General features: G+C 73.3%; 17 protein-coding genes. 13 read left to right on the top strand and 4 right to left on the bottom strand.

What is annotated here, in order from left to right:
• Positions 1-43: 43 nt before the first annotated feature.
• On the top strand, positions 44-1,315 hold the full coding sequence (locus AB4880_RS08015) for an oxygenase MpaB family protein (RefSeq protein ID WP_367918689.1): 1,272 nt from the start codon (positions 44-46) through the stop codon (positions 1,313-1,315).
• On the opposite strand, the gene AB4880_RS08010 is transcribed toward AB4880_RS08015, so the two are convergent.
• Both AB4880_RS08010 and AB4880_RS08005 read right to left on the bottom strand, forming a co-directional pair.
• Positions 1,305-1,811 (bottom strand): hypothetical protein, encoded by a 507-nt coding sequence (locus AB4880_RS08010; RefSeq protein WP_367918688.1) that lies wholly within the window; start codon positions 1,809-1,811, stop codon positions 1,305-1,307. The genes AB4880_RS08015 and AB4880_RS08010 overlap by 11 nt on opposite strands.
• The gene (locus AB4880_RS08005; RefSeq protein WP_367918687.1) at positions 1,808-2,071 is read right to left on the bottom strand and encodes a hypothetical protein; all 264 of its coding nucleotides are present in this window, start codon (positions 2,069-2,071) and stop codon (positions 1,808-1,810) included. The genes AB4880_RS08010 and AB4880_RS08005 overlap by 4 nt, the downstream gene beginning before the upstream one ends.
• A 93-nt stretch (positions 2,072-2,164) precedes the next feature.
• Here AB4880_RS08005 and AB4880_RS08000 point away from each other — a divergent pair, with 93 nt between their 5' ends.
• On the top strand, positions 2,165-2,548 hold the full coding sequence (locus tag AB4880_RS08000; RefSeq protein ID WP_367918686.1) for an MmcQ/YjbR family DNA-binding protein: 384 nt from the start codon (positions 2,165-2,167) through the stop codon (positions 2,546-2,548).
• A 9-nt stretch (positions 2,549-2,557) separates the two neighbouring features.
• On the opposite strand, the gene AB4880_RS07995 is transcribed toward AB4880_RS08000, so the two are convergent.
• Positions 2,558-3,226 (bottom strand): PaaI family thioesterase, encoded by a 669-nt coding sequence (locus AB4880_RS07995; protein WP_367918685.1) that lies wholly within the window; start codon positions 3,224-3,226, stop codon positions 2,558-2,560.
• Between the two features lie 16 nt (positions 3,227-3,242).
• Here AB4880_RS07995 and AB4880_RS07990 point away from each other — a divergent pair, with 16 nt between their 5' ends.
• From AB4880_RS07990 to AB4880_RS07960, 7 genes are read left to right on the top strand one after another with little or no spacing between them, the layout of a single operon-like run.
• Positions 3,243-4,013: an enoyl-CoA hydratase-related protein gene (locus AB4880_RS07990; RefSeq protein WP_367918684.1), complete on the top strand. Its 771-nt coding sequence runs from the start codon at positions 3,243-3,245 to the stop codon at positions 4,011-4,013.
• 38 nt (positions 4,014-4,051) lie between these two features.
• The gene (locus AB4880_RS07985) at positions 4,052-4,546 is read left to right on the top strand and encodes a hypothetical protein (protein ID WP_367918683.1); all 495 of its coding nucleotides are present in this window, start codon (positions 4,052-4,054) and stop codon (positions 4,544-4,546) included.
• Positions 4,546-5,562 (top strand): hypothetical protein, encoded by a 1,017-nt coding sequence (locus AB4880_RS07980; protein ID WP_367918682.1) that lies wholly within the window; start codon positions 4,546-4,548, stop codon positions 5,560-5,562. The genes AB4880_RS07985 and AB4880_RS07980 overlap by 1 nt, the downstream gene beginning before the upstream one ends.
• Positions 5,555-6,997, top strand: a complete 1,443-nt coding sequence (locus tag AB4880_RS07975) for a hypothetical protein (RefSeq protein ID WP_367918681.1) — start codon at positions 5,555-5,557, stop codon at positions 6,995-6,997. Before AB4880_RS07980 ends, AB4880_RS07975 begins: the two co-directional genes overlap by 8 nt.
• Positions 6,994-7,473, top strand: coding sequence for a hypothetical protein (locus tag AB4880_RS07970; protein ID WP_367918680.1), 480 nt, complete (start codon positions 6,994-6,996; stop codon positions 7,471-7,473). The genes AB4880_RS07975 and AB4880_RS07970 overlap by 4 nt, the downstream gene beginning before the upstream one ends.
• Positions 7,474-7,506: 33 nt before the next feature.
• Positions 7,507-7,749, top strand: a complete 243-nt coding sequence (locus AB4880_RS07965) for a DUF2630 family protein (RefSeq protein ID WP_367918679.1) — start codon at positions 7,507-7,509, stop codon at positions 7,747-7,749.
• A gap of 30 nt (positions 7,750-7,779) precedes the next feature.
• Positions 7,780-8,376: a TMEM175 family protein gene (locus AB4880_RS07960; RefSeq protein ID WP_367918678.1), complete on the top strand. Its 597-nt coding sequence runs from the start codon at positions 7,780-7,782 to the stop codon at positions 8,374-8,376.
• Positions 8,377-8,393: 17 nt separating this feature from the next.
• Here the strand turns inward: AB4880_RS07960 and AB4880_RS07955 are convergent, their stop codons facing one another.
• On the bottom strand, positions 8,394-8,948 hold the full coding sequence (locus tag AB4880_RS07955) for a hemerythrin domain-containing protein (RefSeq protein WP_367918677.1): 555 nt from the start codon (positions 8,946-8,948) through the stop codon (positions 8,394-8,396).
• 157 nt (positions 8,949-9,105) lie between these two features.
• On the opposite strand from AB4880_RS07955, the gene AB4880_RS07950 reads away from it, so the two are divergent.
• From AB4880_RS07950 to uraD, 4 genes are read left to right on the top strand one after another with little or no spacing between them, the layout of a single operon-like run.
• Positions 9,106-11,310, top strand: a complete 2,205-nt coding sequence (locus tag AB4880_RS07950) for a malate synthase G (RefSeq protein WP_367918676.1) — start codon at positions 9,106-9,108, stop codon at positions 11,308-11,310.
• Complete coding sequence (locus tag AB4880_RS07945; RefSeq protein WP_367918675.1) at positions 11,307-12,536, top strand: DUF6986 family protein; 1,230 nt, start codon at positions 11,307-11,309, stop codon at positions 12,534-12,536. The genes AB4880_RS07950 and AB4880_RS07945 overlap by 4 nt, the downstream gene beginning before the upstream one ends.
• Positions 12,533-13,417, top strand: coding sequence for a factor-independent urate hydroxylase (gene pucL, locus AB4880_RS07940; RefSeq protein WP_367918674.1), 885 nt, complete (start codon positions 12,533-12,535; stop codon positions 13,415-13,417). Before AB4880_RS07945 ends, pucL begins: the two co-directional genes overlap by 4 nt.
• Positions 13,390-13,872: a 2-oxo-4-hydroxy-4-carboxy-5-ureidoimidazoline decarboxylase gene (gene uraD, locus AB4880_RS07935; protein WP_367918673.1), complete on the top strand. Its 483-nt coding sequence runs from the start codon at positions 13,390-13,392 to the stop codon at positions 13,870-13,872. Before pucL ends, uraD begins: the two co-directional genes overlap by 28 nt.
• The last annotated feature ends 56 nt before the right edge of the window (positions 13,873-13,928 follow it).

Genomic DNA, 13,928 nt, shown 5'->3' with positions numbered 1-13,928 from the left:
TCACGAGTTGAAAGCGAGTTATTGCTCGCGTCAGGATGGGCGCATGACGACGGACCTCGCCGGCACGGCCGACGCCCCTGTCCAGCAGCCGTACCCGACCCGGTTCCGGGCGGGCGGCGACCGCAACCGCCGCCTCGGCCGGCCGCTCAAGCTGGTCGGCCGGGTCAAGGGCGTCGACCACGCCCTGCTCGACCGGATCGGGCGGGCGATGTACGAGCGCGACGAGGTCGGCGCACGGCTCGCGGACGCGATCCGGTTGCGAGGGGACGCCGCGGGGCGGGTGCGGATGGAGCAGTTCCGGGCCGCGCTGACGGGCGGGATCGCCGCCGTAGCGGATGCGCCGCCGGCGCTGCGCGCGTTCTTCGCCGCCGTCGAGGACGAGCCGGAGTGGCTCGACCGCGACCTGGTGGAGGAGGGCGCCCGGGTCTTCCGGCGGCTCGGCCAGAACGCCCAGGACGTGCTGCTCCAGCTGTCGCTGGTCGGCGGCTACCGCTTCGGCGGGCCGACCGACCTGCTCGTCGCGACCGGCGGACTCACCGGCGGCGCGACGCTGCGCCGGCTCGCCGAGACCCAGAAGTGGGGCGCCAGCCTGAGCGAACCCGGCTCGCTGCTGCCGCCGCGCGACGGGCAGGCGCCGGGGGAGGGCTGGCGGCTGACCGTCCACGTCCGGCTCATGCACGCCCTCGTCAACCACGCGTTCGAGGACTCCTGGGACGCCGACACGTGGGGCCTGCCGATCAACCAGGCCGACCAGGCCTCCACTCTCGGGCTCTTCGACGGCGTGCTGCTCATCGGCGCGCGGGCGCTCGGCGTACCGGTGTCGGCGAAGGAGTCGCGGGCCCTCATGCACCTGTGGAAGTACGTCGGCTGGGTCATGGGCGTCCATCCCGACTTCCTCGTCGACGACGAGTGGGAGCGGCACCGCATCGACTACCACGTGCTGCTCGCCCAGGGCCCGATGACCGAGGCCGGCCCCCAGCTGGCCCAGGCCGTGGTCGAGGCGCAGGCGCTGCGCCACTACCCGGGCTGGCCGGCGACGCTGCAGGTGGTCCGGGCGCGCTACGAGCGGGAGCGGCTGCTGTCGATGCTGACCGTCTTCCTCGGTCTCACGAGCATGCGCGAGCTCGGCCTGGCGCCGCGCCCGCCGTGGGCGCACACCTACCTGTTCGCCCTCAACACGCTGCGCTACCGGGTGCTCACGCGGCTGCCCGGCGGCCGCGACCGCCTCACCGCGTGGGGCGGACGGCGGGCGCAGTGGCTGCTCGACTCCTACTTCCAGGGCGAGCGGGAGGACGTCGGCGAGCTCACGGCGTGAGCGCGGGCTCGCCGGTGTCGCGGACCAGGTAGACCCACGGCAGCGCGCGACAGCCGACCTGCCAGCCGTCGCGCTGGTAGCGGGTCAGGCTGCCGGTCCAGATCACCCGCTTGTGCTCCCACCGGGTGGGCGTGCGGACCATCCGGTGGCGCAGGAGGCCGGCGCCGACGGTGTGCCAGCCGCGCTGGCCGGCCAGTTCGAGCTCGTGCATCTCGTCGAACGCCGTCACGGGGCCGAGCCACCGCTCCTCGGCCTCGGACGGCGGCGTCTCCTCGGCCTTGCCGAACCGCTGCTGCGCGGCCTGGCGGGTCAGCCCGAGCGTGCCGCCGATCGCGGACCAGCTGTGACCCGCGGCCCGGGCGGCGTTGACGGCCTGCTGGAGCAGGTCGCCGGCGGCGCGGTCGGCGTCGGCCGCACGGCGGACGAGGGCGAGCTGGTCGGCCGGGTCGGCGTCGGCGAGGATCGCGCGGCCGATGGTGTCGGCGAGGTCGCTCACCGCTGGTCCTCGTCGCGGCTCGGCAGCCACATGCCCCGGCCGTCCTGCTCGCCGTCCTGCTCGCCGTCCTGCTCGCCGGCCGGGTCGGTGCCCTTGCCGGCGCGGCGCGACGCCGACATGACGGCCACGCCGATGAGCACCATGGTGACGCCGGCGCCCTGGAAGAGCCCGCGGGAGAGGCCGTGGAAGGTGTTGCCGACGGTGATCAGGGCGAGTCCCGCGATGACGAGCGACAACGGGGCGGCGGCGAAGGAGGGCATGCGTCAACATTCCCTTGACACTCGGCCGTTGTCAAGATTTCGTTGACGTACGCCAGGGGCGCGGATGTCGGTGGTCTGTGGGAGATTCAGCACGTGGCCCGCACGACCCGTCCCGACGTCCCCGAGACCTATCTCGCCGAGCTGCGCGGCCTGCTCGCGCGGCTGCCCGAGTGCACCGAGGAGGACGCGTGGGTCGGGGTCCGCTGGCGCGTCGCCGGCACGACCGCCACCGTGGCCCACGTGTTCGGCGGAGAGGACCAGCTCTTCCGCATCATCTTCCGCGCCGAGCCCGACGAGGTGATGGCCTTCCAGCACCTCGGCGCGCCCTACTTCCGGGCCGAGTGGGGCGGCAATGTCGTCGGCATGCTCATCGACGACGACACCGACTGGGAGGAGCTCGGCGAGCTGCTCACCGAGTCCTACTGCCTGCAGGCGCCGCAGCGGCTCGTCGACCTGGTCGACCGTCCGGGCGCCTGAGGTCGGGCCTCAGCCCTCCGCCGAGCGCGACCAGCTCGCGGCGGACTCGTCGAGCGGCGCCCAGCTCGGGATCAGGAAGAGCCCGGTGGCCTCGACCGCCGCGTCCTCGCCGGGGACGCCGATCCGCGCCTCGACGGTGATCTTCCGGCCGCTCTCGCGGTCGATCTGCGCCTCCAGCCGCACCGGCCCGAGCGGCAGCGGACGGCGGTAGCGCAGGGTCAGCGTCCCGGTCATGGTGAGCCGCTTGAAGCCGCTCGCGGTCTCGCCCATGATCTGGTCGAGCAGCAGCGCGGAGACGCCGCCGTGGACCATGCCCGGCGGGCCCTCGTAGGCGGCGCCGAGGGTCAGCTCGGCGTACGCGCTGCCGAACTCGTCGTGGGTGATGTCGACCGGGGGCGCCACCGCATTGCCGCGTCCGACGACGGCATTGCCCCAGTTCCAGGAGCGTCCCTCGGAGTTGTAGCGGACGCCGGCCGGGCCGGGCAGCTGGGCGGCGCGGAGCCGCGCGGCGAGCGCCTCGACCTCCGCCCGTACGGCGTCGAGCTCGTCGTCGGCGACCGTGCTGCGGATGGTCGCGTCGACCAGGTCGCGGACCGCGTCGGTCAGCGAGGACAGCACCTTCTCGCGCTGCTCGACCTGCTCGGTCGGGATCTCCTCGTGGATGAACGCGATCGTCATTCGTAGATTGTCCCGCATGACCGACACCGCCGGCGCCCGGGCCGTGCAGACCATCCGCGTCGACCGCACCCTCGTCATCGGGCTCGACCGCCCCGCGAAGCGCAACGCCATCAACGGCGCGGTGACCCAGGGCCTCGACGAGGCGCTCAACCTGCTCGAGGACGACGACCAGCTCTGGTGCGGGATCCTCACCGGCGGCGGCGAGATCTTCTCCGCCGGCGCCGACCTCGCGGAGGGGCCGGGCGAGCCGACCGAGCGGGGTGGGATCGCGGGCATCATGTCGCGGGTCCGGACCAAGCCGCTGATCGCCGCGGTCGAGGGCTATGCGCTCGGCGGCGGGCTCGAGCTGGTGCTGTGCTGCGACGTCGTCGTCGCGTCCCGGACCGCGACCTTCGGCTTCCCCGAGGTCAAGCGCGGGCTGCTGCCCGACTTCGGCGGCGTCTTCCGCGCGCCGCGCGTGCTGCCCGCGAACGTCGCACGGGAGATGCTGCTGACCGGCGAGCCCATCGACGGGGAGCGTGCGGAGCGGCTCGGGTTCGTCAACCGGCTGGTCGAGCCGGGCGCCACCTTCGACGTCGCGCTCGGGCTGGCGGCGACCATCTGCGGCAACGCGCCGCTCGCCGTACGGGAGGCGCTGGCGCTGTCCCATGCCGAGATCAACGGCGACGAGACGGCGAGCTGGGCGGCCAGCCATGCGGCGCACGAGCGGCTGCTGGCCTCGGCCGACGTGGCCGAGGGGATCACCGCCTTCTTCGAGCGACGGGCGCCGCGCTGGTCCGGATGGTGAGGTTTGGCGCCGGTGCCGCGCGGGGTAGTCAGAGCCGCATGTACGGCGACACCACGGTGATCCGACGGCTGGCGAGCCAGATGGATGAGCGCGCCACCGACCTGCGTGCCACGGCCGAGCAGCTCAGCGCCTCCGCCGAGACCGCGCACTGGTGGTCGGTGAGCGGCGAGCGGATGCGCGGCCAGGTCCGTGAGCGGGCCGCCAACCTGCGGGGGATCGCCGCCGACTACGAGGACGCCGCCGACAAGCTGCGCGCCCACGCCGACAAGGTCGACGAGCTCAAGGCGCTGATCACCCTCATCGAGCGCAAGGTCACCAGCCTGGTGGAGGGCGCGATCGACCGGATCAAGGACGCCGGCCACGCCGTCGTCGAGGGCGTCAAGGACGGCGTCAAGGCGGTCGGCGACTTCCTCACCGGCGGCGGTGGCGACGCGCCCGACCCGCGCGACGTGCAGCTGGCACGCTTCGCGAGCCCGCCGCCGGGCGACAAGGGCTGGCTCGACGTCCCCGACCAGCTGGGGATCGGGATCTGATGCCGACCGTCAACCTGGGCAACCTGGGCAACCTGGGTAGCCTGGGCTCGGCCCAGGAGGAGCGGCGGGTCGTCGTCCCCGGGCGGGTGCGGCTCGAGGTCGCCGAGCTGGTCGCGCTCGCGCAGGCCGGCCCGTTCCGGCTGCCGTTCGACGTGAGCGCGGTCGAGGCCGCGCTCACCGCCACCGCCGAGGGCTCGGGCTCGGCCGCCGACGAGGCGCGACGCGCCTGGTATGCCCGGCTCTCGCCCGACGCCGCCTCGCCCCAGGACGAGGTGGCACTGCTGCTCGCCGCGCAGGCGGGGCGGGTCCGCGAGTCCAGCACGGACGCCGACCGCGCCGCCGCGCGGGCCGCGATGACCGAGGCGATCGGCGTCCTCGCCGACGCCGAGGCGCTGCTGGAGGTCGAGCTCGGGCTCCGGCTGGGGCCCGACGCACCGGCCCAGGCGCGGGCCTGGGTGGGCGTCCGCGGCGAGACCGCGGTGTCGCTGGCGACGGTCAGCGGCGCGGAGTTCGAGCTGGCGTGGGGCGCGACCGCGGCGCTGCCGGAGATGCTCGCCCACCTGGTGCGGCTGCCCGCCGACCCCGACGACCCCGACGACCCGGACGACCCCGAGGAGGCCGACCTCCCCGACCGCTTCACGATCCCGGTCGAGCTGCTGGCGGCGGTTGAGGCGGGCGCCGCGCGGCACCGCGACGAGCTGCTGCCGGCGTTGGTCGAGCGCTTCCCGGGTGCGGTCACCGGCGCCGACGACACGCCGTACGACGCGGGCGAGGCGCTCACGCTCCTGCACACCGTGCACGACCGGATGACCGCACGGCTGCGGGTCGTCGTCGCGGGACGACGCCCCGACGTGGCCGGTGTCGTGGTGTGGCTGCGCGTCGCGGGCCAGTGGTACGCCGTGGATCCCGACACCGTCGCCGGCTTCCCGGTGGCGCGGGCGCGGGCCGCCGTACCGCGGGATCTGGCGCGGTCGGTCGGTCCGGTCCTGGCGCGGGTCTGGGGGCGTGATGTCTGAGGGCGACGGCGGCATCGTCTCGGTCACCGGCGGCGCCGGGGGCATCGAGGCGAAGTACACCGACATCGAGACGCTGGCGCGGATCTTCGACGACACCGGCGACGAGCTGCGCTCGCGGGCGTGGGAGGACAAGGGGATCGTCGTCAACGGCGACCTCGTCGAGTCCTCGATCCTGTCGCCGCTCACCTTCGCGACCGCGGAGAGCGCCGTGCTGGCTGCGACGATCGGCCCCGGCGGGCTGGCGTTCGAGGCGCTCGACCTCGAGGTCGACGCGCTGGCGATGCAGGCCAACGTGTTCATCCTGCGCGGGGCCGACGACCTGCGGCGGCAGGCGATCGAGGCACTCGACTACCTGGTCGGGCGCGCGCTCGGCTTCGCGCTGCCGGGGTTGCTCCTCGCCGGCGCCGGTGGGGTGCTGATCACGCTCGCGGCCCATCCCGAGCTCGGGCTGCTGGCCTATCTGCACCGCGACGAGATCTCGAAGCTGACCGAGCAGGAGCTCATCGACCTGCTGCAGGAGCATCCCGAGCTCGTGCAGCACCTGATCAACGGCGGCGGCGGACTGGTCGACGGGCTGCTCGACAACCTGCCGCCCGGCGTCCGCGAGGCGCTGCTCGCCAAGCTCGGCCTCGACCCGGCCCACCCGACCACCAACGACATCGCCGGCGACCTGGCCGGGCTCTTCGACGACACCGACGCGAAGGTCACCGAGGGCGGTGCGCCCGGCGAGGACCCGCGGTCGCTGCCCGCGCCCGGCTCGATCCAGGACCTCATCGACAACCTGAGCCTGACCAACGACGGCGCCGACGGCGAGATCGACATCGTCAAGATCGGCGAGGGCGACAACGCCCGCTATATCGTCAACCTGCCCGGCACCGACAGCTTCGGCATCGGCGGCTCGGAAGCCCGCGACAGCCTGGCCAACCTGCAGCTGGTCGGCGGGCAGGAGACGGCGTACGCGCGCGGGATCCGGGAGGCGATGGAGCGAGCCGGCATCCCGCCGGGCGCGCCGGTCGCGCTGGTCGGGCACTCGCAGGGCGGCATGACGGCCGCACAGCTGGCCAGCAACCCCGCGTTCACCGACCGGTTCAACGTGCAGCACGTGATCACCGCGGGAGCGCCGACCGCGCAGGTGCCGCACATCCCCGACGGCATCCAGGTGCTGTCGCTGGAGAACAAGGGCGACCTGGTGCCGCTCACCGACGGCGAGGACAACCCCGACCAGCCGAACCGGACGACCGTCCGCTTCGACCACCCGACCGGCAGTGTCGGCGGCAACCACGGCCTCGACTCGTACTCGCGGGGCGGGCAGCTGGTCGACCAGTCCGACGACCCCTCGCTCGCCGAGACCAAGGACCAGCTGCGCAAGGATGGCTTCGTGGGCAGCACCGATCCGGTCTCGACCAGCACCTACACGATCACGCGGGCGCCATGAGGACGCGCGCTCGGACCGGGGTCGTCGCCGTGCTGGCGCTGCTGGCGTTCGCCGGCTGCACGGAGCGGCCGATCGACAAGCTGAACCATGAGCTCGCCGACCGCGAGGCGAAGGTGCCGTCGTGCGAGGCGACCGACTGCACCGCGGAGGTCGCGGTGCTGGCGAAGGCGCTGACCGACCTGCCGGGCGTCGTCCGGGTGGAGAAGGCGCGGTACCGGGAGAAGCAGATCACCGACGGCGCCTCCGTCCTGGGCTATGTGGTGGTCGCCGCCGGTGTCGACTGCGACGCGCTGGAGGAGCGGGCCGCCGAGCTCGGCTGGAAGTCGTCGGTCAGCCCCCTCAGCTCGCTGCATCTCCAGTGCGGGGCGGCGGCGGTGGGCGGTGTCGAGCCGGCCCGGAAGAACCTGTTCGCGACGGTGCGGCCGACGTCCCAGGCGCAGCTGAAGGCGTGGGGAGACCGTGGCACGCTGCCCTAGCGTCAGCGGCGCGAGCGCGCGCAAGATGGGTCCATGGCAGACGACGACGTCGTACGACGGATCAACGAGCTGGCCGACGAGGAGCACCGCCTCCAGGACCTCCACGAGGGCGGACCGGTCGGCGACGACGAACGGGCCCGGCTGAAGGAGATCGAGCTGGCGCTCGACCAGTGCTGGGACCTGCTGCGCCAGCGGCGCGCGCGGCGCGAGGCGGGGGAGGACCCGGCGGGCGCGGAGGTGCGCTCGGAGTCGGTGGTGGAGAACTACCTGCAGTGATCCGCGCCTGCTCGGCCCTAGGCTGCGCGCATGAGCACAGGTCGTCTCGAGGCGTTCAGCGACGGCGTCCTCGCCATCGTCATCACCGTGATGGTGCTGGAGCTGAAGCCGCCCGACGGCGAGGACTGGCACGCCCTCTTCCACACCTCGGGCCTGGGCCTGCTGACCTACATCCTGAGCTTCGTCTACGTCGGCATCTACTGGAACAACCACCATCACCTGTTCCAGCTGGTCGACCATGTCGACGGCGCGGTGCTGTGGGCCAACCTGCACCTGCTGTTCTGGCTGAGCCTCTACCCGTTCACGACGTCGTGGCTCGACGAGAGCCGGATCGCCGAGGTCCCGACGATCGTGTACGGCGTGAACCTGCTCGGCGCGGCGATCGCATACTTCATCCTGCAGCGCTCGATCCGGCACACGCCGTCCGGCGACCGGGCCGCCGCCGCGCTCGGCAGTGACCTCAAGGGCAAGATCTCGCCGGTCCTCTACATCGCGGGCATCCTGCTCGCGCTGTGGGAGCCGGTCGTCGGCATCGCGCCGATGGTCGTGGTGGCGGCGATGTGGCTGGTCCCCGACCGCCGCGTGGAGCGCTTCCTCGCGGCGGAGCGGGACGCCCAGGCGGGCTGAGCGCCCCGCTCACGAGGTCACTCCTCGGCGGCGTCCTCCAGCTCGCTCTTCAGCTCGGACTTGCTCATCGAGGACGCGCCCGAGATGCCCGCGTTGGCGGCCTGCTGATTCAGCTCCGCCTTGCTCACCTCGCCCGGCTGCTGCCCGAGGTGCTCCTCGCGCGCGCTGAGGAACGCCTGTCCGAGCTCGGCGCGCCGGGCGTCGTCGAGCCGTTCGCGCATCCCCGGCAGGACCGTCGTCTCCTCCTCCTCGACGTGGTGCTTGACCGCGTCGACGAGCTCCTTGAGCGCGGCCGGGAACGCGTCGGAGTCCGGGTCGGTCGCCGCCAGCTTCTCCGCCAGCTGGTCGGCGAGCAGGTGCTCCTGCTGGCTGTGCTGGACGTCGTCCTCGCCGCCGGCCTCGCGGGCCGCGGGATACACCTCGGACTCCTCGGCGCGGCTGTGCGCGGTCAGCAGCGTGGTCATCACGGGCAGCAGTGCCGCCCGCTTGTCGGGCTCGTTCTCCAGCGTGTCGAAGAGGCGCTCCAGCTCGCGGTGGTCGCTCATGATCAGGTCGACGACGTCATCACCCATGACGGCTCCTTCTGTGGTCGGGAATCGCCTCGGCGTTACCCGTCGCGGCCGCAGTGCAGACTCGTGCCAGGGCCACGGGCCGCCGCCGAGCCCCGTATCCTCGTGGTGATCCCCGTCACAGCGAATGCGCCAGGGTCTCCTGGCGGAAAGGCACGCGATGTCACCCGAGACGGACCCGACGGCCCGGATCACCCTCGGCGCGCTGCAGGTCGCGCCGGTCCTCCACGCGTTCGTGCGCGACGAGGCGCTGCCCGGGACCGGGCTCGACGAGGCCGCGTTCTGGGCCGGCGTCGAGGCGATCCTCGTCGCCTACGCGCCGCGCAACCGCGAGCTGCTCGCCCGTCGCGACGAGCTGCAGCGGCGGATCGACGCGTGGCACGAGGCCCACCCGGGCCCGGTCCGCGACCAGGCGGCGTACGTCGCGATGCTGCGCGAGATCGGCTACCTCGTCGACGAGCCGGCCGACTTCACGATCGATCCCGGCGACGTCGACGCCGAGGTCGCCGTCCAGGCGGGGCCGCAGCTCGTCGTCCCGGTCCTCAATGCGCGCTTCGCCGCCAACGCCGCCAACGCCCGCTGGGGCTCGCTCTACGACGCGCTCTACGGCACCGACGTGCTCCCCGAGGACGACGGCCACGAGCGCGGCGGGTCCTACAACCCGCGGCGCGGGGCCGCGGTCATCGCGCGCGCTCGCGCCGTCCTCGACCAGCACTTCCCGCTCGACCACGGCAGCCACGCCGACGCGACCGGGTACGCCGTCGCCGACGGTGCGCTCGTCGTCTCCCTCGACGACGACCGGGCCGCGCTGGCCGACCCCACCCAGTACGTCGGGCACCGCGGCGACCCGGCGGCGCCCGAGGGCGTGCTGCTCGTCCACCACGGGCTGCACGTCGAGATCCAGGTCGACCGCACCGACCCGATCGGCCGCGACGACGCCGCCGGGGTCAAGGACCTGCTCGTCGAGGCGGCGATCTCGACGATCATGGATCTCGAGGACTCGGTGGCCGCCGTCGACGCCGCCGACAAGGTCGAGGGCTACCGCAACTGGCTGCTGCTCAACCAGGGCCGGTTGCGCGCCGAGGTGACCAAGGGCGGCACGACCTTCGTCCGCGGCCTCGCGCCGGATCGGGTCTACGACGGCCCCGACGGACCGGTGACCCTGCCCGGCCGCTCGCTGCTCTTCGTGCGCCAGGTCGGCCACCTGATGACCACCGACGCGATCCTGCTCGACGGCGACGATGGCGTCGCGGAGGTCCCCGAGGGCGTCGTCGACGCGATCGTCACGGCGCTGTGCAGCCTCCCCGACCTGCAGGGCCGTAGCGAGCTGCCCAACTCGCGGGTCGGCGCGATGTATGCGGTGAAGCCGAAGATGCACGGCCCCGACGAGGTGACGTTCACCGACGACCTCTTCGGCGCGGTCGAGGACCTGCTCGGGCTGCGGCGCAACACCATCAAGCTCGGCATCATGGACGAGGAGCGCCGTACGTCGGCCAATCTCAAGGCCTGCATCCACGCCGCGCGCGGCCGGGTCGCGTTCATCAACACCGGCTTCCTCGACCGCACCGGCGACGAGCTGCACACGTCGATGCTGGGCGGCCCGATGATCCGCAAGGCCGACATGCGGGGCACCACCTGGATCGCCGCCTACGAGGACCAGAACGTCGACATCGGCCTCGCCTGCGGCCTCGCCGGACGCGCCCAGATCGGCAAGGGCATGTGGGCGATGCCCGACGCGATGGCGGCGATGGTCGAGCAGAAGATCGGGCACCCGCGGGCCGGCGCGAGCTGCGCCTGGGTGCCGTCGCCGACGGCCGCCACCCTGCACGCGCTGCACTACCACGAGGTCGACGTCGCAGCCCGCCAGCGCGAGCTCGCCGGCGCCCGTCGTACGACGCTCGAGCAGCTGCTCACCGTGCCCCTGGCCGACGACGCCACGGTGCAGGCCTGGACCGCCGACGACAAGGCCGCCGAGGTCGACAACAACCTCCAGGGCGTCCTCGGCTACGTGAAGCGCTGGATCGACGACGGGATCGGGTGCTCCAAGGTCCCCGACATCCACGGCGTCGCGCTGATGGAGGACCGCGCGACCTGCCGGATCTCCAGCCAGCACGTCGCCAACTGGATGCGCCACGGCGTCGTCACCGCCGAGGAGGTCGAGGCGGCGCTGCGCCGGATGGCCGCCGTGGTCGACGAGCAGCAGGCGGGGGACGGCTACCGGCCGATGGCGCCCGGCTTCGACGGTCAGGCCTTCGCGGCCGCGCGCGAGCTGGTCTTCGAGGGGCTCACCCAGCCGTCCGGCTACACCGAGCCGATCCTGCACCGGCGGCGCCGTCAGGTGAAGGCGGAGGTGGCGGCGCGATGACCGCCGACGCGCTGATCGCCGACCTGGTCGCCGACCTCGACGTCCGTCTGGCCGACGCCGACGCCGCGCTGGCGCGCGACTATCCGGGGGAGCGGCCGGGGCGGCAGCCGGTGCACACCCTCTACGTCCCCGCCGACCGCTACGACGCCGGCCTGGTCGCCCGCTGCGGAGCCGAGGCGCTGGCCGTCCTCGGCCAGCACGCCGCCGCCTTCGCCGAGCTGGTCGGTGACGACGACCTCGTCGCCCGGGTGCGCGCCAAGCTGGCCACCGAGCCGGTCGAGGACCTGCGCGTCGACTTCGAGGACGGCTATCTCGGCAGGTCCGACGCCGTCGAGGACGCCGACGTGGTGCGTGCCGCCACCGCACTCGCCGAGAGCCCGAAGGCCGCTCCGTTCGGCGGGATCCGGATCAAGAGCTTCGACCCGGCGACGCGGGCGCGCGGCCTGCGCACCCTCACGTCGTACGTCGGCACGCTGGCCGACGCGGGGGTCGACCTCACCGACTGGGTGGTGACGCTGCCCAAGGTGACGAGCGTCGACCAGGTCGCCGCGATGGTCCACGTGTGCCGGACCCTGGAACAGCAGCTGGGGCTGGGCGACCGGGTGCTGCGCTTCGAGGTCCAGGTCGAGACGCCGCAGTCGATCCTCGGCTCCGACGGCACCGCGCTGGTCGCCCGGATGGTGCACGCTGCCGACGGCCGGGTGACCGCGCTGCACTACGGCACCTACGACTACTCGGCGTTCTGCGGCATCTCCGCCGAGCAGCAGTCGCTCGCGCATCCGGTGGCCGACCACGCCAAGCTGGTCATGCAGGCCGCCGTGGCCGGCACGGGCGTCCGGCTCTCCGACGGCTCGACCAACATCCTGCCCGTCGGCGGCGCCGACGAGGTGCGGGCGGCCTGGGCCAACCATCTCGCGTTGGTCCGTCGCTCGCTCGAGCACGGCTACTACCAGGGCTGGGACCTTCATCCGGCCCAGCTGCCCACGCGCTACGCCGCGACGTACGCCTTCTACCGCGCCGGCCTCGCCCGCGCCACGGACCGGCTCAGCGCCTACCTCGGCGACGTCGAGGGAGGTGGCATCGCCGACGAGCCGGCGACCGCGCGGGCGCTGGCGTCGTACCTGCTGCGGGGCGTCGACTGCGGCGCCGTCGACCCGGTCGAGGTGACCGACGTCGAGACACTGCGCGCCCTGGCCGCGGGCCGGCCGGTCGGGAGGACCTCATGAGCAGCCACCTCGGGTTCAACCAGTACGGCAAGGCCGAGTCCCGGGTCGTGCGCATCGTCCGCGACACCGCGGTGCACGAGATCCACGACCTCAACGTCTCCACGGCGCTGCGCGGTGACTTCGCCGACGCCCACACGCGGGGCGACCAGGCGGCCGTGCTGCCGACCGACTCGCAGAAGAACACCGCCTTCGCCTACGCCAAGATCCACGGCGTCGCGTCGCCGGAGGACTACGCGCTCGCGCTCGGACGGCGGCTGCTCGAGGCCTGCCCGGCCGCGCGCCAGGCGCAGGTCGAGGTCGAGCAGTACGCCTGGGACCGGCTCGGCGACCACTCCTTCGTCCGCCGCGGCGGGGCGGTGCGCACGGCCGTGGTGACCGTCGACCGCGACGGGGCGCAGGTGCTGTCGGGCGTCCAGGAGCTGGTGCTGATGAACTCCACCGACTCGGAGTTCAAGGGCTTCCTGCGCGACGAGTTCACGACGCTGCCCGAGGCCGACGACCGGATCCTCGCGACCTCGCTGGTCGCGCGGTGGCAGCACACCTCGACCGACGTCGACTGGAACGCCTCCTACGACAGCGCGCTCACGACGCTGCTGCGCACCTTCGCCGACACCTACTCGCGCGCCCTGCAGGAGACGCTCCACGCGATGGGATGCGCACTGCTCGACGCGCAGCCGAGCCTGGCCGAGGTGCGCTTCTCGGCCCCCAACAAGCACCACTTCCTCGTCGACTTCAGCGGGTTCCGGGTCGACGGGCTGACCAACGACGGCGAGGTCTTCGTCGCCGCCGACCGGCCCTACGGCCTGATCGAGGCGCAGGTCGTGCGCGACGGCGCGCCGCCGGAGGGCGACGCATGGCTCGCGGTACCGGGGTTCTGCTGATGGCCGGCGTGCGTACGACGCGCGAGGTGCTGCTGGGCTGCCTCGCCGTCCCGCGCTGGGCCGACGACGTCCTCACCGGCCAGCCCTACGACGACGTCCCGGCGCTCCTCGCCACCGCCGACGCCGCGGCCCTCGAGCTCGCGGACGACGAGCTGGCGCAGGCACTCGCCGGCCACCCTCGGATCGGGGAACGCGGGGGAGCGCAGTCACGCCGCGAGCAGGCCGGGGTCGACCCGGCCGCCGGCGACACCGCGGCCCGGCTGGCCGACGGGAACGCCGCCTACGAACGGCGTTTCGGCCACGTCTTCCTGATCCGCGCGGCCGGTCGCGACGCCGCCGCGATCCTCGCCGAGCTCGACCGGCGGCTCGGCAACGACGCCGCCGCCGAGCGCGCCGAGACCGTCGACAACCTGCGTCAGATCGCGCTGCTGCGACTCGAGGAGGCCCTCCGATGAGTTGCCCTGTGTCAACCTCCGCTGTTTCAGGCGGCGTTGAGCGAGTCCTCGTTGAG

Source organism: Nocardioides ginsengisoli (assembly GCF_039537225.1).
Classification (GTDB): Bacteria; Actinomycetota; Actinomycetes; order Propionibacteriales; family Nocardioidaceae; genus Nocardioides; species Nocardioides ginsengisoli.
This window is presented reverse-complemented; position numbering and strand designations above follow the sequence as displayed.